Genomic DNA, 16,938 nt, shown 5'->3' with positions numbered 1-16,938 from the left:
ATAACACCATGTGGATCGATCAAGAAGAGGTAATTAGGATGATCCGGGTGAATTCCGTTGCCTATAAGCATGTGCTCTCCCACGAGTGGGAGCGCGCCCACCACCTGCGCGAATTTCGCGCCGGGCAGCTCACGCGGGAGGACGTGTGCGATGCTGACTTTTTGCTGCGCGCCGCAGCTGAGCACCACGGGCGCACCATGGATAAGGAATGCCCCGTGTGCGGCGAGCCTTTGCGGCTTACGCGCTGGGTCTATGGCGAGAACCTCGGCCGCCGCGCCGGGAGTGCCCGCAGTGAGAAAGAAATAGCGGAGTTTGTCGCCGAGGGCTTGGAGTTTACAGTGCACGAGGTGGAGGTATGCCGCCAGTGCCGGTGGAACCACTTGTTGCGTTCTGCTACTGCATTTAACGCGTGTTAGTTTCCAGCGCACCGCCTTAGGCAGTAAGCTGCAATTATTTAGTTTGTGATCAGGGATGAATGAGGACACGAATCAGTGACCGAGAAGGAATCTACCGGCAAGTCCACTAAGGTGGCTCGCCCCAGCAAAAAGCAGGCGACAAAGAAGCGCCGCATCTGGCCGTGGGTCGTTTTGGCGTTCCTACTGGTCTTTGTAGCACTGCCCGCAGGACTTTTTGCCTACGCATACTCGCAATACTCCGTTCCGGAGCCGAAAGACCTGGCCAATAACCAGGTCTCTACCATCTATGCGGGTGATAATCAGACCCAGCTCGCCCGCTTGGTGCCGCCGGAAGGCAACCGCACCCACGTGCAGCTGGATGAAATCCCGGAATACGTGCAGGACTCCGTGCTGGCCGCGGAGGACCGTGACTTTTGGGATAACTCCGGCTTCTCCTTCACCGGCCTCGGCCGCGCCGTGGTGGGTAAGGTAACCGGCAATGAAGATGCTGGCGGCGGTTCCACCATTACCCAGCAGTATGTGAAAAACACGCTGGTGGGCAACGAATACTCCTACGTGCGCAAGATTCGCGAGCTCATCTACTCGGTGAAGATGACCAATGAGTGGGATAAGGAGGATATTCTCAACGCCTACCTCAACACCGTGTACTTCGGCCGCAATGCCTACGGCATCCAGGCGGCATCCAACGCCTACTTTGATAAGGACGCCAAGGACCTCACTCCGGAGGAAGGCGCCATGCTCGCCGGCCTCATTCAGTCCCCGTCCGGCCTCGACCCACGTGTGAACCAGGAGGGCTCCGAGGACCGCTGGAACTACGTCCTTGATGGCTTGGTGGACATGGGTGACCTCACCCAGGAACAGCGCGATGGCATGGTCTTCCCAGAGACGCGCGACCCAGCTGAGTACTCTGCCTACACCGAAGCCCCAGGCGCTAATGGCCACATCAAGGATCAGGTCATCCGCGAACTGGAAGAGGTAGGCATCACCGAAAACGAGGTGTCCACCGGCGGCCTGCGCATCACCACCACCATCGACATGAATGTGCAAAACAACACCATTCAGGCAGTCGATGACCAGATGGCTCCGCTGCAAGAGGATGCGCGTGCGGCTTCCGTGACCATCGATCCGAAGACCGGTGCGGTCCGTGGATACTTTGGCGGCCACGATTCCAATGGTTGGGACTACGCCAACTCCCCGCTGCAGACCGGTTCTACTTTCAAGATCATGACCCTTGCGGCCGCCCTGCAGCAGGGCATCAGCCTAGATACCAATTACTCGTCCGCTCCGTACCAGCTGCCTGGCTCGGATGTTGTCACCAACGTGGGCGGCGGCTGCGGCGTATGCAACCTGCGCGAGGCTACCAAGCAATCCCTGAATACCTCCTTCCTTCGCCTGCAGGAGGACCTCAAGAACGGCACGCAGGACACCGCAGATATGGCGCACGCCCTTGGCGTGGCTAAGTCCCTGCCGGGCATTGAAAAGACGCTGACGGAAAACGGCAAGCAGCCATTCGAAGGCATTGTTCTGGGCCAGTACCAGTCCCGCCCGCTCGATATGGCCACCGCAATGTCCACCCTGGCCAACCAGGGCGTATGGCATAACCCGCACTTTGTGCAGCGCGTAGAAAACGCTGCCGGCGAAGTGCTGTACGAGCACCCCGAAGACGAGGGCGAGCGCCGCGTATCGTCCAACGTGGCTAATAACGTCATCGAAGCCATGGAGCCGGTGGCCGCATGGTCTAATGGCGCCCTTGCCGGTGGCCGTGTTTCCGCCTCCAAGACCGGTACTACTCAGATGGGCGATACCGGCAATAACAAGGATGCCTGGATGGTCGGTGCCACCCCGCAGCTGGCTACCGCCGTGTGGGTAGGTACCGCGGATAACACCTCCGCCATCTTCGATCAGTACGGCGGCATCATGTACGGCGCCGGCGCGCCAACCAAGATTTGGAAGGCCGTGCTGGACAACTCCCTGGCCAACTCCGAATTCCAAAACTTCCCGGCTGCCTATCCGCTGGGATTCGGCAACATGGGCGCCGGAACGGCCGCTCCGGCCTATGACCCGAGCTGGGATAGCGGCGCTGGCGATACCCAGGACTACGAGGCCCCTGCCGAGCAAGCAGCTCCGGAAGAGGAAACCAAGCCGGCTCAGCCGGAGAACAAGCCGGAGAGCCCGAAGCCTGCCCCGAAACCGCAACGCGGCAATGGCAATAGCGGCAATGGTGGCAATAGCGGTAATAGCAACCAGGCACCGGCCCAGCCAGAGGCGCCGTCGTTGGATGACCTCATCGGCCCCGATAGCGACTTGGCAGACCTCCTAGGGTAGGCAGCAGTGACAGCGAATCCGCACCAGCGCATTCCCGCCTCCTCAGAACCCTTGGCCCGCGGGGTAACTGAATTCCTCGGCGGGCCAAGGGGCCGTTTTGCCGGTGTACGCCGCACCCAGTGGTGGACCCCGCTGCGCGCCATAATCGCCGTCGGCTGGGTTTTCCTGGGGTGCGGATTCCTCTCGAAGGCTAATTGCGCCGGCGGCACCCGCGGTGATGACGGGGTCATTAGCCTGAATTGGGCGGGCAACCGCCAATACACCTCTTTTTGCTATAACGACATCATCCCGCTCTACGGCGGCCGTGGCCTCGATGAAGGGGGCTTCCCCTATGCCTATTCTTGGCAAGAGGGTGACCTGACCCGCTATATGGAGTACCCAGTCCTCGCAGGCCTATTCCAGGGGTTGATGGGATGGATCGCCCGCAATACGTACTCTCTGGTTGAGTGGGTCGGCATCCCGGAGGCCGGATGGTACTTCGGCCTGACCGCCTTGGTCATGGCGTGCATCTGGGTAGGCGTGCTCTACATGGTCTACCTGCTGGTGGGCAACCGCACTTGGGACACCATCCTCGTCGCCGCCAGCCCCCTTGTCATCATCCACGCCTTCAGTAACTGGGATATCCCCTCCATTGCCTTTGCCGTAGGTGCGCTCCTGGCCGCTGCGCGCAAGCGCCCTGCCGTAGCGGGTGTTCTCATCGGCCTTGGCACTTCCTTTAAGCTGTGGCCGCTCTTTCTCTTGGGGGCATTCCTGGTCTTGGCGGTGCGCAACCGCCGCTGGCCGCAATTTTTCTACGCCTTGCTCGCCGCGGCCGTGACCTGGATCGTGGTCAACGCTCCGGTGGCCCTGAAGTACCCGGAGGCATGGCGCGAATTTTTCCGCCTCAACCAAGAGCGCGGTGCGGAGTGGACCACCATTTACTCGGTGCTTAGCCGCAATACTGGGATTAGCTTTAGCCCTGAGTTCCTCAATACCTTCAGCCTGGTGGCGTTTTTGGCTCTCTGTGCGGCGATTGCGGTGCTGGGCCTGCGCAGCGCGCGGACGCCGCGCATGGCCGAGCTGGTTTACCTCATCGTGGCAGCCTTCTTACTGTTCAACAAGGTGTGGTCGCCCCAGTATTCGTTGTGGCTGTTGGTGCCCGCGGCCCTAGCCCTGCCACGCTGGCGCTTGGTCTTTAGCTGGGCGCTTGTCGACGCCCTCGTGTGGCCCCTACTCATGTGGCACATGCTGGGCACAGACAATAAGGGCATTCCGCACGAGCTGCTTGACGTTGCGATTGTCTCCCGCGACGCCCTCATTATCGCCATGGCTGTCCTCGTTATTCGCCAGATGTGCGGAAAGACCCCGGATAAGGTGCGCGATGCGCACGCCGGCCGCGATCCTTTGGCAGGAGCATTCGCATGATCGTTACCTATATCGGAATGGCATCCATCTTCTTGGGATTTCTCTGCGTGATGGGAGCCTTCTGGCTCTTCCACAATCGTGAGGATCGCCGCGGGCCCATCGTGCTGGGGCTTTTGGCCATTCTTTTCCTCACCATCATTCCGGCGACGGCAGCTGTGTTTTTCGCCGCAACGACCACTGGTTAGATTTCTTTTCGCCGGTCATTTGCGGTACTGTAGTGGGGTTGCTTGACGCAACGTACCCTCCTGCTGCATCCGCAAAGGTGATGCAGCCGAAAACTACTAGACCATAGGAGGTGATGAGGTCCGTGCGTCACTACGAAGTCATGATCATTCTGGATCCTAATCAGGATGAGCGCACCGTAACCCCGTCCCTGGATAAGTTCCTCGAAATCGTCCGCCAGGAAGGCGGCAAGGTTGAGAACCTTGATGTATGGGGCAAGCGTCGTCTTGCATACCCCATCAACAAGAAGGAAGAGGGCATTTATGCCGTCGTCAACCTGGAGTGCGAGCACACTTCGGTTGCCGAGCTCGACCGCCGTCTGAACCTGAACGACACCATCCTGCGTACCAAGGTTCTGCGCACCGACAGCAAGTAACGGATACTGGGATCAAGCACAATCCACGTAACCGATAAGGAGTAAAGACATGGCACAGGGAGATACCAATATCACGGTGGTAGGCAACATCGTTGCTGACCCCGAGCTGCGCTTCACCCCGGCGGGTGCGGCAGTAGCTAACTTCCGCGTCGCCTCCACCCCTCGTCGCTATAACTCGCAGACGAACCAGTGGGAAGACGGCGAAGCTATGTTCCTGACCTGCAACGTATGGCGTCAGGCAGCGGAAAACGTTGCCGAGACCATGTCCAAGGGCATGCGCGTCATCGTTACCGGCCGCTTGAAGCAGCGTTCCTTCCAGACCCGTGAGGGCGATAACCGCACCGTATTCGAGATTGACGTCGACGAAGTCGGTCCGTCTCTGCGCTACGCCACCGCTCAGGTAAACCGCAATCCGCGTGAGGGCGGCAATAACTTTGGCGGCGGCCAGCAGCGCTCGAATAACAATAATCAGGGCGGTTTTGGAGGCGGCCAGCAACAGCAGCCGCAGCAGAACCAGGCTCCTTCTGAGGACCCGTGGAACTCCGCACCACCTGCAGGTGGTTTCGGAGGCGCTGATTCTGAACCTCCGTTCTAAGTCTGTCACCCGCAACTATTCAACTAACTCAATTGAAAGGCAGGGATCATGAAGCTGATCCTCACCGCTGCCGTTGAGAACCTCGGCGCCGCTGGCGAAATTGTTGAGGTTAAGGACGGCTACGGACGTAATTACCTGCTTCCTCGCGGCCTGGCCATCGTGGCTACCCGCGGCGCAGAGAAGCAGATTGAGGGCATCAAGCGCGCCCAGGAAGCTCGCGAGATTCGCGACCTGGATCACGCACGTGAGGTCCGCAACCAGCTCGAGCAGCTAACGGATGTCAAGGTAGAGGTTAAGACCTCCGAATCCGGTAAGCTCTTCGGTTCCGTTCAAGCAGAAGACATTGTCAACGCCGTCTCTAAGGCTGGTGGCCCTAAGCTGGATAAGCGCATTGTTGTGCTTCCTAAGGGCCTGGTCAAGAAGACCGGCAACTACCAGGTCGAGCTGAAGCTGCACGCTGATGTTATCGGCAAGGTGAACTTCTCGGTCGTTGCTGCCTAACTAGGCGCACGACGGTCCAAATAAGACCCAAAGACAACAGCAACGCTTTAGGCCTCAAGTTCCTGCTATGTGAGGTGGCAGAAACTTGGGGCCTTTAGCGCGTTTTCATCGGGCTGTGGATAACTGTGGAATTCTGTGGATAACTCTTTGGCGATTTAACTCTATGTTTACGCGGAGGCCTCTTTATTAACCCGCAGGTCAGGCCGCTTATCCACGAAGGGTGTGCCTATTTTCACACCGATAAAAACATGCTCTGAGCTGGGAGTTTGATTTATGCAGGTCATGGGCTTTTGGAGTTATCCACAGGCTTATGCAGGGCAAATATGGGCGAAGGCTACCGCGACCTGCGATTTTCCCAGCACCCTGTGGATAACTGTGGAAGTTATGCCCAGGGGGTGGTGTCCGGGCACTAGACTACACTGAGATTCCGATACGCTCGGATGCTCAAATAGCCACAAGGGGGAGAAGTTATGACCAACGCCAGCTTTGATGATGAACACCTGCCGCCGGAGCCGCCGCCGGAGGAGGAACCGGCTCCGCGCCGTCGCTATCAGCAGGAAGAGCCAAAGCGCTATGGCGAATTCCGCCAACCCCCCGCAGACCGCGAAGCGGAGCAGGGTGTTCTGGGTGCAATGTTGCTCAGTCCCCATACGGTGATGGAAGTCATTGAAGAGCTGGAGCCGGAGGATTTCTACTATCCGGCGCACACGTTGATTTACCGCGCCATGCTGGATCTATACTCCGAGGGCAAGGACGTCGACGCCGTCATTTTGGCCTCCCAGCTCGACCGCTTTAATAACCTCGAGCGCGTTGGCGGCGCCCCCTATCTCCACACGCTGCTCGCCACGGTGCCCACGGCTGCGAACGCACGCTACTACGCCGAAATCGTCGCGGAAAAGGCAGTGCTGCGCAAGCTTGTTGATGCCGGTACTCGCGTAGTACAGCTCGGATTTTCCGGCACCGAAGATGCAGAGATCGAGTCCGTGCTGGACCGTGCGCAGCAGGAAGTTTTCGCCGTCGCCCAGCGCAAGACAGCAGAAGATTACCGAGTCCTGGGGGACCTTATTGACCCCACCATTGATGAGCTCGCCGCCCTGCAGCAAGCCGGCGGTGTGGAGCTAGGCGTGCCTACTGGCTTCATCGACCTCGATAAGTTGACCAATGGCCTTCACGCGGGCCAGATGGTCATCGTTGCTGCTCGTCCTGGTGTGGGTAAGTCGACCCTGGCCATGGACTTTATGCGCTCCTGCTCCTTGCAGCACGGTAAGTCTTCTGTGATTTTCTCCCTCGAGATGTCAGCTTCTGAAATCGTCATGCGCCTGCTTTCGGCGGAGTCAGAGGTCAAGCTGGCCGATATGCGCGGTGGTCGAGTTTCCACCGAGGACTGGGCAAAGATCGATGAGACCCTCAACCGAGTGCAAGACGCCCCACTCTTCATTGATGACTCACCAAACCTCACGATGATGGAAATTCGGTCCAAGGCCCGCCGCCTCAAGCAGCAGCACGGTTTGGATCTCATTGTCTTGGACTACCTGCAGCTGATGTCTTCGGGTAAAAAGGTCGAGTCCCGCCAGCAGGAGGTCTCTGAGTTCTCCCGTCAGCTAAAGCTCTTGGCCAAGGAGCTGGAGGTACCTCTTATCGCGATCTCGCAGCTGAACCGTGGACCTGAGGCGCGTACGGATAAAAAGCCGCAGCTTGCGGACCTCCGTGAGTCCGGTTCGCTGGAGCAGGACGCCGATATGGTCATGCTGCTCTACCGCCCCGATTCCCAGGACCGCGATAATGAGCGCGCTGGCGAGGCGGATATTATCCTAGCTAAGCACCGTGGCGGACCGATCGATACCGTGCAGGTGGCCCACCAGCTGCACTACTCCAAGTTCGTCAATATGGCGCACGGATAAATTACAGGTCTACCACCGCGTTGGGGTCTCCCAATCGTGGGCCAAGTATGACCAAGACCAAGAAAACCGCCGCTGCGGCAAGGGCTAACCAGCGCCACACAGGGAAAAGGCGTTCGCCGCACAGGCGTGCCAATACAGCACCGATGAATGCGCCAATGGTGTTAAATATGAGGTCGTCAATATCCGTTCGCCCAAGCGCAAACGCATATTGGCACAGCTCCAGCACTAGGCTGAGGCCAAATCCCCACGCCGCAGTAGTCTTAATGGAACGGCACAGACTAAATACCAGCATTCCAAATGGGATAAAGAAGGCTGTGTTTCCCACGTACTCAAATAGCGGACCAAACCAGCTGCCGCCGGAGAATTCATCCAGTGGCACCCAGCGCAGTTCTCGCGCACGCTGATTTTCCGGCTTCCACAAATAGCCGATTTGATAGAAAGGCTTGAGCGTGGTCAATGCGACCATAACGGCCGTCCACGCAATTAGGGAGAGCCTATTGAGCAAGCGCTATTCCTTTCTGCTCGGGCAGACTAAAGGCGGCGGCAGCCGCAATGGCAAACGCTGCCGCGAATACGACGAATAGCCAGGCCGTTCCACCCGCAGCAAGCAGTGGTGGAACGATGAGTGGCGCCGCAATAGATGCTAGCCTACCGAAGCCTGCTGCCGCTCCCGTACCACGCCCTCGCAATGAAGTGGGATACAGCTCCGGACCGATGGCATAGAGGGCTCCCCAGGCGCCGAGGTTGAAGAAGGAGAGCAGACAACCAGCCAGGATTATCAATGTTTCCGTAGCTGCTGCTCCATATAAGCCGGCCGCTGCTGCGGAGCCAAGCAGGAATACCGCGAGGGTTACCCGCCTGCCCCAGAGCTCGATGAACCAAGCTGCCACCGCGTAGCCAGGCAGCTGGGCAAGGGTGATGATGAGGGTAAAACTAAAGGACTTCACTAGGGAGAACCCGTCGGCTACTAGCAGAGAGGGAATCCAGATGAAGGCACCATAGTAGGAGAGGTTTACACAGAACCAAATGGTCCACAACGCTGCGGTCCGCCTTCGTAGCTGCGGACTCCAAATAGATGCTGCGGGGGAAGGCGTGGGGTCTGGGAGGGCATCGTCCAGCGGCCGATCTTCCGCCGCGGTTTCGAAGCTGGCAACGATAGCTTCGGCCTCATCATGGCGGCCCTTGGATTCAAGAAAGCGCACAGATTCTGGTAGACCGCGGCGAACATAGATTGAATACGCGGCTGGCAGCATGCCAAGGGCCAGGGCCCAGCGCCATCCGGATTCACCCGTGCTCACTACGAAAGTGCCGATGATGGCCGCAAGGATCCATCCCAATGCCCAGAATGCCTCGAGAATGACTACCATCCTTCCGCGGACCCGTCGAGGAGCAAATTCGGATATGAGCGTGGAGGCAACTGGTAGCTCGGCTCCGAGGCCCAGCCCGACTATGAATCGGAAGATGATGAGAACCGTAAGTCCCCCAGCTAGCGCGGAAGCCCCTGTTGCCAAGCCGTAGATAAGCAAGGTGAGAGAAAAGACATTGCGGCGGCCGAATTTATCTGCCAGCAATCCGCCAAAGGTTGCACCGAGCGCCATGCCAAGGAAGCCCGCCGAGGCTAACCAAGAGGTCTGGCTAGGACCAAGATCCCAGTGAACAGCAAGGGCGGCCATGATGAAGGAGATTAGCCCTACATCCATGGCATCAAGCGCCCATCCAAGGCCGGAACCTAGGAGTAGGCGCTTGTGCTTAGAGGTGACGGGAAGGCGATCGAGACGTTCGGTGCGGCTGAGCATGCGATAATACTATCGCTGAACAGAAAAACCTTTCAGTCGTAGTGAGTTGGTAACTACAAAAACCGAGCTCAGTGCCATCGCGAGGCCGGAAAATAATGGGTTAAGCAGGCCAATCGCTGCGACAGGAATGAGTACGACGTTATAGGCGAAGGCCCAAAAGAGATTGCCCTTAATGATCGCAAGGGTGCGGCGCGAGAGCCGAATAGCATCAGCGGCGCAACGCAGATCGCCATTCATGAGGGTGATATCGGAGGCTTCGATTGCGACGTCGGTACCCGCGCCCATGGCGAGGCCAAGGTCGGCTTGGGCCAGTGCCGCGGCGTCGTTAATGCCATCGCCCACCATCGCCACGGTGTGCCCCGCGGCCTGCAACTCCTTGATGTGGTCTACCTTGTCTTCCGGAAGAACCTCGGCGCTGATGCGGTCGATCCCTACCTCGGCGGCCACGGCTTGAGCGGCCCCGGCATTATCACCGGTCAGCAGGTAAGGGGTAAGCCCCAGCTCTTTCATCTGAGCTACGGCGGCGGCCGAGCTGGGCTTGATGGTATCGCGCACCTCAATGACGCCTGCGGGCTGTCCGTTGACGGTGACGACCACCGGCGTGGCACCAGCGTCCTGTGCGGCGCGGAACGGCGCTTCCAGGTCGCCCAACGGGCCTTGGCGCTTGCCGACGCCCACCCGGACCCCCTCCACAGTTCCTTCCACACCACCCGGAACCACTGCGAAGTCGGTAGCCGGCTTTACGCTGCGCTCTCTGGCGATGGCGCGAGCGATGGGATGCTCGGAGTTGTGTTCCACGGCCGCGGCCAAGTCGAGGACGTCGCCGTGTACGGCGGTGACGGACATCTCTCCGGCCGTGACCGTGCCGGTCTTGTCCATGACGATGGTATCGATTTGCCGCGTAGATTCCAGGATCTCAGGGCCCTTAATGACAAGCCCGAGCTGCGCGCCGCGGCCGGTGCCGACGAGGATCGCGGTGGGCGTCGCCAAGCCCATAGCGCAAGGGCAGGCCACAATGAGGACGGAGACCGCGGCGATAAAGGCTGGGGCCACCCCGCCGAAGAAGAGATGAACAAGGAGTGTTAGCGCTGCTACGGCAATGACCGCGGGGACGAAGACTTGCGCAATGCGGTCCACGAGGCGCTGTACTGGCGCCTTGGACGTTTGTGCATCCGTGACCAGCTGGGCCATTTGGGCCAGTACCGTATCCTCGCCCACCTTGGTTGCTCGAACCTCAAGCTTGCCAGAGGCATTAATGGTCGCGCCGGTCACGGCATCGCCGGAGCCGACCTCGACGGGCACGGACTCGCCGGTAATCATGGAGGCGTCGACCGCCGAGCTACCGGCAACAACGATGCCATCGGTGGCGATCTTTTCGCCCGGGCGTACTACGAAGACATCGCCTACCTGCAACTGGGCAATGGGAATGCGCTGCTCGCCTCCCTCCCTCAGCACCGAGGCTTCCTTAGCGCCTAGGGAGAGCAGCTCCCGCAGGGCCTCAGAGGACTGGCCTTTGGCCCGTGCCTCGAACCACCGACCGAGCAGGAGGAAGGTAATGATCATGCCCACGGACTCGAAATAAATGTGATCCATCTGCGCCGCGTTCGCGTCCAGCGTCATGTGCATCTTCATGCCCGGTTCGCCCGCGTTGCCAAAAAACAGCGCCCACAGTGACCAAAAGTAGGCCGCTGAGGTTCCCATGGTGATAAGCGTGTCCATGGTGAAAGAACCGTGCTTGAGGTTTGTCCACGTTGCAGTGTGGAATGGTGCGCCACCAAAGATATAAACGATGGTGGCCACGATGGCGCAGGCCCACTGCCAATTGGGAAATTGCAGTGCCGGCCACATCGAGACCACCATGAGCGGCAGCGATAGGGCGCCCGAGATAATGGTGCGGCGCAGCAGGCCCCCGTCACTGCTCTTCTCGGCTTGGGGCTCCTCCGCTTTCGCCCCCGCCATATCGAAGGCGCCGTAACCTGCGCCCTCCACCACCGAAATGAGCTCCTGTGGACTTACCGTCTGGGAGTCATACTCGATGGCCGCCGCCTCGGTAGCGAAATTGACGCTGGCGCTTACTCCCTCGAGCTTGTTTAGCTTGCGCTCGACGCGGGAGGAGCAGGAGGTGCACGTCATCCCCGTTACGCCAAGGTCCAAGTGGGACATGGTGGTTCCTACTTCAGCGTGTAGCCGGCCTCTGCCACGGCGGCCGCTACCTGTTCATCGGTGAAATCGGTGCCAGTAACCGTGACGGCGCCGGTGGTGTGGTCAGCAGTGACCTCGCTAACGCCGGAAATTTCGCCGACCTCTTCTTTTACCGACATTTCGCAATGTCCGCAGGTCATGCCCTCTACGGTGTAGTTCTTAGTGCTCATGATGATCCTTTCTTAGGGTTGGTTTCCGGGCCCATTTTATACCCCCTAGGGGTATATGACAAGGATATTTCATGTACGTTGGGGAATAAAGCAATCCGCAAAGGAGTTAGAACAACCATGGCTACTATCGATGTCACCGAAGAAAACTTTGAAGAAACCGTTACCGGCGAGGGCATTACGCTCGTAGACGCTTGGGCCGATTGGTGCGGCCCCTGCAAGCGCTTTGCGCCGGTTTTTGAAAAGGCCTCCGAAGAGCATACGGATGCTACCTTTGCCAAGCTCGATACCGAGGCCAACCAAGGCCTCGCATCCGCGCTGGAGATTCAGTCCATTCCTACGCTGATGATCTTCCGCGATGGCATCTTGGTGTTCCGCGAGGCTGGCGCGCTGCCACCTGCAGCATTGGAAGACCTGCTGAAGCAGGTCAAGGAGCTCGATATGGCGGAGGTTCGCCGCCAGGTAGAAGAGCAGAACGCGCAGGGTTAATCCCCACTAGCTTCCTAGGCGCTTTCTGGTGAGTATCGCTAAACTCGCTAGAAAGCGTCTTTTTATGTCCAAAAGGAGAAGATAATGGCTAACCCCTTCAGCAAGGGCTGGAAGTACATGATGAGTTCCTTCGATCAGAAGATTGATGAGAACGCTGATCCGAAGGTGCAGATCCAGCAGGCCGTCCAGGCTGCTAAGGAGCAGCACCAGCAGATTTCTGATCACGCTGCAGAAATCATCGGTCATAAGTCCCAGCTGGAGATGCAGATGAACCGCCTGGTTAAGTCTCAGCAGGATTACCAGTCTCAAACCCAGCGCGCGTTGGAGCTGGCGGACTCTGCGGAGGACCCGCAAAAGGCCTCCGAGTATAACCAGGCTGCGGAAGTGGTTGCCTCCCAGCTGGTAGCAGTGGAGCAGGAGCTGGAAGACGTTAAGCAGCAGTACGCCGCCGCAGAGCAGGCTGCCGCGCAGGCCAAGAGCCAGCAGCAGCAGTCTGAGGCGCGCTTGAAGGAACAACTAGCGCAAGTTAGCCAGCTGGAGGCTCAGGCGGACCAGGCGGCTATGCAAGAAAAGAACGCCCAGGCTATTGATTCCATGAATCAGCTCAACCCGGACGATTCCGTACCTACTCTTGATTCTGTGCGTGCCAAGATTGAAAAGCGCTACGCCGATGCCCTTGGCGCGCAAGAATTGCAGCACGCCACCGGCGGCGATCGCATTAATGAGATCCAAGCCGCCGGCAATGACATGAAGGCGACTGCGCGCCTTGATGCCATCCGGGCGGATCTTAAAAAGAAGAAAGAGCTCGAATCCGGCGATTAATTCTGCCGGCGAACATTAATCAGAACCCCACGAATCCCTGAGTGGAATCCATCGCGCAGGTTCACGCGCTGGGTTTCGGTCAGGGTGTATTCGTGCAGGGTCTCGCAGGCAAACTGCAATAGTGGACGGTCGATCTCCGGGGGAAGCCCGCCGCCTGAAAGTAGATGTGCCTGATCTCGCTGCTCGGTGCTAGCAGCGTTATCGAACCACCACGAGGCGTATTGCTGGCCCACGTCGAATGGGGATTGGAAGCCGGCCGAGCTCCATACTTCTTCCGGTAGCGGTACATATTTGGACCGCAGCTTGCGGCGCGGTGCCATCATGGATGGTTTGGGCGCCGGCTTCTCCGTAGGAGAGTCTTCCTCGGCGGGGGAATCCTCTGCAGCATCCGCCTTGGGCGGAGCCGGTTTGGGCGTTGGGGCCGGGGTGGGCTTTTCTGTGGCGCCGAAGGCTGCCTCCACCTCTGAGGGCTCGCCGCATTCATCCGGTTCGGGCATTTCCTCGCCCTCTTTATGCGCATTTTCGCGCACCACTGGAGGAAGCGGGCCTTCTAGGACCTGCAATTCCATAGCGTCTGCGAAGTCCTCGCGAGGGTCCAAGATGGTGGTGGAATCGCAGGCATGGCGCAGTGCGGAGGACATGGAGTCCCAGCCAAACCCATAAAGATGTACGCGGATGCCATTGTCCACGGCGGCTTGAGCGCCGGGAATCATGTCCGCATCGCCACTGACGAGCACAAAGTCAGTGAATTGGCCCTTCATGGCGGCAATGACCATGTCTGCCACGAGGCGGGTATCTACGGCCTTTTGGGTGCGGCGCTCACCCCATTCGATGAGCTGACCGGTGCGCAGTTGCACGCCTTCGCAGGTGCGCAGGGCGCGCTGGTAGCGGTGTGGGCCGGTATCGGGAATGCCGTCATACCAGTATTGGCGCTGGATGGGGGTCCCCAGTTGGTTCTCGATCATCCCGCCCATGGTGCTGACCACCTCGGGCAGATCGATTTCTAGCTGTGCGCGGGCACCCGTTTCCCACGAGTTATAAAAGCTAGCGAGCAAGTATGAGGTATCGACAAAGACGAGTGTGCGTTCAAGCATGGCTCCTAAGTTCCGTTCTAATTGTTCTAAATAAAATTCTTTGTGTTTTCCAGTGTGCCCCATTAGTCACAAAACGTCGATAACCTTGGACAAAATCCCAGCGCAGAGGCAGCAAAAAAGTTTTCTCTTTGGAAGTATTGCAGGGGTGGGGTGTTGCCGATATGGTTAGTTACACAAGTAACTAACCAACGAACCGAGGGCCAATGGATAATTCCACGCAACCACTCTTCCGCCAGATTGCTTCCTTGGTGGAAGACGCCATCGTGGACGGAACCTTGGGCGAGGGGGATAGGGCCCCTTCCACTAACGAGCTTGCTGATTTTCACAACATAAACCCGGCCACTGCCCGGAAGGGGATAAACCTCCTTGTGGATATCGGGGTGCTGGATAAGCGCCGCGGCATTGGCATGTTTGTGGCGGAAGGGGCTCTGAACACGATCCGCGAACGCCGCCGCGCGGATTTTGCGGCGGAATACATGGCACCGCTTGTCGACGAAGCCGTTCGCCTTGGCTACAACCGCGCCCAGCTCCATGACCTATTTGATCGCGTTGCAGAAAGCCGAGGAATGTACTCATGATTAAGACTCGAGATTTCACCTTCGCCGATGGCATGACGCACGGCTTAGTTGGCCCCAACGGCATCGGCAAAACCACGCTCCTGCGCAAAATTGCTGGCCAAATCCAATCTGGCGGTATTACGGTGTTCGGGGAAAAGCCCTTTGACAAGCAATCGGTCCTTGACCGAGTCATTTTGATGGGTATTGATAACCCACTGCCGGATTCCTGGGGCATCGGAAAGCTGGGCGTTATTGGTAAGGCGCGCTGGCCGCGCTGGGATGAGGAGCGGTTCAATGAGCTGCTGGTTCGCTTCGATGTGCCGGCCAAGGCCTATTCTGCCCTGTCCCGCGGGCAAAAGTCTGCGGTGGGATTTATCTTCGCCGTTGCTTCTGGCTGCGAAGTCACGCTTCTTGATGAGCCCTATCTGGGCCTCGATACTCAGCGCCGCGAGCTTTTCTATCAGGTCCTTCGCGAGGAACACGGCCGTACCATCGTCATCTCCACCCATCACCTCAATGAGGTAGCGGGTCTCCTCGATACCGTTTCGCTGATGGGAGATAACCCAATTTCAGGCCCCATTGATGACTTTATCGAGGGAATTCTGGAGCTCACCGGCTCATCTGAGGCTCTCAACGCCGCGGTCACAGAGCTCGACCTCCGCGTACTTAGTAGGGAAACCACAGGCTTGGGGGACCGCGTGCTTATCGACGCCCGCTCTACCGCCACCGACCCCATCTTCCGCACTGCCCAGGCCTACGGTCTTCGCGTCACTGAGGTCTCCTTGGAGCGCGCGGTCTTGGCATTGGAGGAGAAAGCATGAAACTCCTGTGGTACCTAGGCGACTGGTGGCTCTGGGCCATTTTTCTTATCGCCCTGCTAGTCATGCCGCTCATGGCGGAGGAAGACAAGTTCATACTTGCCTTTATTGCTTCCTTAAGTCTAATTACGACGCAATCTCCAGACTTCAAGAAGTATCAGGCGATAGGACTTGGTTCGAAGATATGGAACGGGCACCGTCGCATCCTCGTGGCTTTGTGGACATTAGCCGCGGTTCTTGGTGCGCTTACCGTGCAAAAATGGTGGGCGATACCCGTCTATGTCGCCGTGGCTGTGTGGACGGTGTACCGCAGATCTACCCCTCGACGGAGCGGGTTCACCGCTACTGGTACCGAATCATCGAGCGGCTTTGGTTGGTTTCCGGGCACCTTGGCCGGGCAAGCGATCTACCGTCGACAGGTCAAGGCATGGGGTGCAGCGTGTCTGGCGCAAGCAATCGGGTTTGTCCTTAGCCGGTATAAGGAGGACATCCCGTTGCTTGGTTTCCTTGGCATCTTCATATGGACACTTTCAATTGCGATGCTCTTCGCAGCTTTCCACAGCTTGAGAGTATCTCTGCGCGAATACACGGTGCTTGGTGGAAGTCGTGCTGTTTGGTCCCGGCATACTGCCGTGCTCGGCCTGATACCTGTCCTAGTCGCGACCACCTCCAGCGCAGTACTGGCAAACGACGGTGAACTTGTAGCGGACATCGTGCTGCTTAGTGCCACCTGCGCCCCTGTAGTGGTCAGTCTGGAATTTCTGGGAAAGAAGAACTGGCACCTATTCGCTCTCTACTTGGTCCTTATTGCCGGCATAGTTCTTCTGCGCCCTCTGGTGCCGGTCTCCGTGGTTGCCCAGCTTTTCTTGGCGGTGGCTTTCTATACAGTCTGGGCTTTAATGCTCCCCACCTACATTCGTCGAGCGAACACTCACCGTGGCGGAATGAGTGCTTGGATGGGCATATCTTAAACCACTCGAAAACAGCGTTGGCCTGCGGATTTGTGTTTGTTTAAGTCGCTGTGTAACTTAATACGAGTCAGCGCGACCGACAGCGCCCCACAGGAGCAGAAAGGTTCCTGGCTGAAGCGGCGATAGGAAAACAGGCCCTGACAAAACAAAATTCTTTTTGCTCACAATGAGCTGCATGCCAAAGTGCGTGTGGTTGTTGTGTGGTGATGATGTTTGAGAACTCAATAGTGTGCCAATGTACTTTTTATTTTTTGTGTGCATGGTTGTGTGTTGATTGGTTTG

General features: G+C 58.2%; 18 protein-coding genes and 1 pseudogene. 13 read left to right on the top strand and 6 right to left on the bottom strand.

The window, feature by feature from the left end:
* Positions 1-38: 38 nt before the first annotated feature.
* The 8 genes from QP915_RS08620 to dnaB all read left to right on the top strand — a co-directional run bounded on the left by QP915_RS08620 (position 39) and on the right by dnaB (position 7,740).
* Positions 39-416: a DUF5318 family protein gene (locus QP915_RS08620; RefSeq protein WP_034667960.1), complete on the top strand. Its 378-nt coding sequence runs from the start codon at positions 39-41 to the stop codon at positions 414-416.
* A 75-nt stretch (positions 417-491) separates the two neighbouring features.
* Positions 492-2,741, top strand: coding sequence for a transglycosylase domain-containing protein (locus tag QP915_RS08615; RefSeq protein WP_204610730.1), 2,250 nt, complete (start codon positions 492-494; stop codon positions 2,739-2,741).
* 6 nt (positions 2,742-2,747) lie between these two features.
* Positions 2,748-4,145, top strand: a complete 1,398-nt coding sequence (locus QP915_RS08610) for a glycosyltransferase family 87 protein (protein ID WP_284769044.1) — start codon at positions 2,748-2,750, stop codon at positions 4,143-4,145.
* A complete protein-coding gene (locus tag QP915_RS08605; RefSeq protein ID WP_005325940.1) occupies positions 4,142-4,330 on the top strand; it encodes a hypothetical protein in 189 nt (62 codons plus the stop codon). Before QP915_RS08610 ends, QP915_RS08605 begins: the two co-directional genes overlap by 4 nt.
* A 122-nt stretch (positions 4,331-4,452) precedes the next feature.
* Complete coding sequence (gene rpsF, locus QP915_RS08600; RefSeq protein WP_005326996.1) at positions 4,453-4,743, top strand: 30S ribosomal protein S6; 291 nt, start codon at positions 4,453-4,455, stop codon at positions 4,741-4,743.
* A 49-nt stretch (positions 4,744-4,792) separates the two neighbouring features.
* Positions 4,793-5,338 carry a single-stranded DNA-binding protein gene (locus QP915_RS08595; protein WP_005325943.1) on the top strand — a complete coding sequence of 182 codons (546 nt, stop codon included), beginning with the start codon at positions 4,793-4,795 and terminating at the stop codon, positions 5,336-5,338.
* Between the two features lie 48 nt (positions 5,339-5,386).
* Positions 5,387-5,839 (top strand): 50S ribosomal protein L9, encoded by a 453-nt coding sequence (rplI, locus tag QP915_RS08590; RefSeq protein ID WP_005325949.1) that lies wholly within the window; start codon positions 5,387-5,389, stop codon positions 5,837-5,839.
* 470 nt (positions 5,840-6,309) lie between these two features.
* A complete protein-coding gene (gene dnaB, locus QP915_RS08585) occupies positions 6,310-7,740 on the top strand; it encodes a replicative DNA helicase (RefSeq protein WP_005325950.1) in 1,431 nt (476 codons plus the stop codon).
* A gap of 1 nt (position 7,741) precedes the next feature.
* Here dnaB and QP915_RS08580 read toward each other — a convergent pair whose 3' ends face one another.
* The 4 genes from QP915_RS08580 to QP915_RS08565 are packed head-to-tail and all read right to left on the bottom strand — an operon-like array spanning position 7,742 to position 11,908.
* The gene (locus QP915_RS08580) at positions 7,742-8,245 is read right to left on the bottom strand and encodes a VanZ family protein (RefSeq protein WP_284769043.1); all 504 of its coding nucleotides are present in this window, start codon (positions 8,243-8,245) and stop codon (positions 7,742-7,744) included.
* Positions 8,235-9,536 (bottom strand): MFS transporter, encoded by a 1,302-nt coding sequence (locus QP915_RS08575; RefSeq protein WP_284769042.1) that lies wholly within the window; start codon positions 9,534-9,536, stop codon positions 8,235-8,237. Before QP915_RS08575 ends, QP915_RS08580 begins: the two co-directional genes overlap by 11 nt.
* 9 nt (positions 9,537-9,545) lie before the next feature.
* On the bottom strand, positions 9,546-11,699 hold the full coding sequence (locus tag QP915_RS08570; RefSeq protein WP_284769041.1) for a heavy metal translocating P-type ATPase: 2,154 nt from the start codon (positions 11,697-11,699) through the stop codon (positions 9,546-9,548).
* A gap of 8 nt (positions 11,700-11,707) precedes the next feature.
* Positions 11,708-11,908 carry a heavy-metal-associated domain-containing protein gene (locus tag QP915_RS08565; RefSeq protein ID WP_005325954.1) on the bottom strand — a complete coding sequence of 67 codons (201 nt, stop codon included), beginning with the start codon at positions 11,906-11,908 and terminating at the stop codon, positions 11,708-11,710.
* Positions 11,909-12,025: 117 nt separating this feature from the next.
* On the opposite strand from QP915_RS08565, the gene trxA reads away from it, so the two are divergent.
* On the top strand, positions 12,026-12,394 hold the full coding sequence (gene trxA, locus QP915_RS08560) for a thioredoxin (protein WP_005325956.1): 369 nt from the start codon (positions 12,026-12,028) through the stop codon (positions 12,392-12,394).
* 84 nt (positions 12,395-12,478) lie between these two features.
* Positions 12,479-13,216 (top strand): PspA/IM30 family protein, encoded by a 738-nt coding sequence (locus QP915_RS08555; RefSeq protein ID WP_005325958.1) that lies wholly within the window; start codon positions 12,479-12,481, stop codon positions 13,214-13,216.
* Here QP915_RS08555 and QP915_RS08550 read toward each other — a convergent pair.
* A complete protein-coding gene (locus tag QP915_RS08550; protein WP_284769040.1) occupies positions 13,213-14,310 on the bottom strand; it encodes an NYN domain-containing protein in 1,098 nt (365 codons plus the stop codon). The two genes, QP915_RS08555 and QP915_RS08550, sit on opposite strands and share 4 nt — an antisense overlap.
* A gap of 203 nt (positions 14,311-14,513) precedes the next feature.
* On the opposite strand from QP915_RS08550, the gene QP915_RS08545 reads away from it, so the two are divergent.
* From QP915_RS08545 to QP915_RS08535, 3 genes are read left to right on the top strand one after another with little or no spacing between them, the layout of a single operon-like run.
* On the top strand, positions 14,514-14,888 hold the full coding sequence (locus QP915_RS08545; protein ID WP_284769039.1) for a GntR family transcriptional regulator: 375 nt from the start codon (positions 14,514-14,516) through the stop codon (positions 14,886-14,888).
* The gene (locus tag QP915_RS08540; RefSeq protein ID WP_284769038.1) at positions 14,885-15,688 is read left to right on the top strand and encodes an AAA family ATPase; all 804 of its coding nucleotides are present in this window, start codon (positions 14,885-14,887) and stop codon (positions 15,686-15,688) included. Before QP915_RS08545 ends, QP915_RS08540 begins: the two co-directional genes overlap by 4 nt.
* Positions 15,685-16,656, top strand: coding sequence for a beta-carotene 15,15'-monooxygenase (locus tag QP915_RS08535; RefSeq protein WP_284769037.1), 972 nt, complete (start codon positions 15,685-15,687; stop codon positions 16,654-16,656). The genes QP915_RS08540 and QP915_RS08535 overlap by 4 nt, the downstream gene beginning before the upstream one ends.
* A gap of 57 nt (positions 16,657-16,713) precedes the next feature.
* Here the strand turns inward: QP915_RS08535 and QP915_RS08530 are convergent.
* Positions 16,714-16,938: pseudogene (locus QP915_RS08530) on the bottom strand (hypothetical protein); the annotation flags it as partial.

The sequence above is a fragment of the Corynebacterium sp. MSK158 genome, from assembly GCF_030229085.1.
In the GTDB taxonomy this organism is placed as follows: Bacteria; Actinomycetota; Actinomycetes; order Mycobacteriales; family Mycobacteriaceae; genus Corynebacterium.
Note: the sequence above shows the minus strand (reverse complement) of the source record. Positions and strands in the feature narration are given on the sequence as shown.

Excerpts from the sequence above, each read along its gene's own strand:
- dnaB (WP_005325950.1), top strand. The coding sequence starts at position 6,310 with ATGACCAACGCCAGCTTTGATGATGAACACCTGCCGCCGGAGCCGCCG.
- QP915_RS08620 (WP_034667960.1), top strand. The coding sequence starts at position 39 with ATGATCCGGGTGAATTCCGTTGCCTATAAGCATGTGCTCTCCCACGAG.
- QP915_RS08570 (WP_284769041.1), bottom strand. The coding sequence starts at position 11,699 with ATGTCCCACTTGGACCTTGGCGTAACGGGGATGACGTGCACCTCCTGC.
- QP915_RS08540 (WP_284769038.1), top strand. The coding sequence starts at position 14,885 with ATGATTAAGACTCGAGATTTCACCTTCGCCGATGGCATGACGCACGGC.
- QP915_RS08595 (WP_005325943.1), top strand. The coding sequence starts at position 4,793 with ATGGCACAGGGAGATACCAATATCACGGTGGTAGGCAACATCGTTGCT.
- QP915_RS08575 (WP_284769042.1), bottom strand. The coding sequence starts at position 9,536 with ATGCTCAGCCGCACCGAACGTCTCGATCGCCTTCCCGTCACCTCTAAG.
- QP915_RS08535 (WP_284769037.1), top strand. The coding sequence starts at position 15,685 with ATGAAACTCCTGTGGTACCTAGGCGACTGGTGGCTCTGGGCCATTTTT.
- QP915_RS08550 (WP_284769040.1), bottom strand. The coding sequence starts at position 14,310 with ATGCTTGAACGCACACTCGTCTTTGTCGATACCTCATACTTGCTCGCT.
- QP915_RS08565 (WP_005325954.1), bottom strand. The coding sequence starts at position 11,908 with ATGAGCACTAAGAACTACACCGTAGAGGGCATGACCTGCGGACATTGC.
- trxA (WP_005325956.1), top strand. The coding sequence starts at position 12,026 with ATGGCTACTATCGATGTCACCGAAGAAAACTTTGAAGAAACCGTTACC.
- QP915_RS08555 (WP_005325958.1), top strand. The coding sequence starts at position 12,479 with ATGGCTAACCCCTTCAGCAAGGGCTGGAAGTACATGATGAGTTCCTTC.
- QP915_RS08545 (WP_284769039.1), top strand. The coding sequence starts at position 14,514 with ATGGATAATTCCACGCAACCACTCTTCCGCCAGATTGCTTCCTTGGTG.
- QP915_RS08605 (WP_005325940.1), top strand. The coding sequence starts at position 4,142 with ATGATCGTTACCTATATCGGAATGGCATCCATCTTCTTGGGATTTCTC.
- rplI (WP_005325949.1), top strand. The coding sequence starts at position 5,387 with ATGAAGCTGATCCTCACCGCTGCCGTTGAGAACCTCGGCGCCGCTGGC.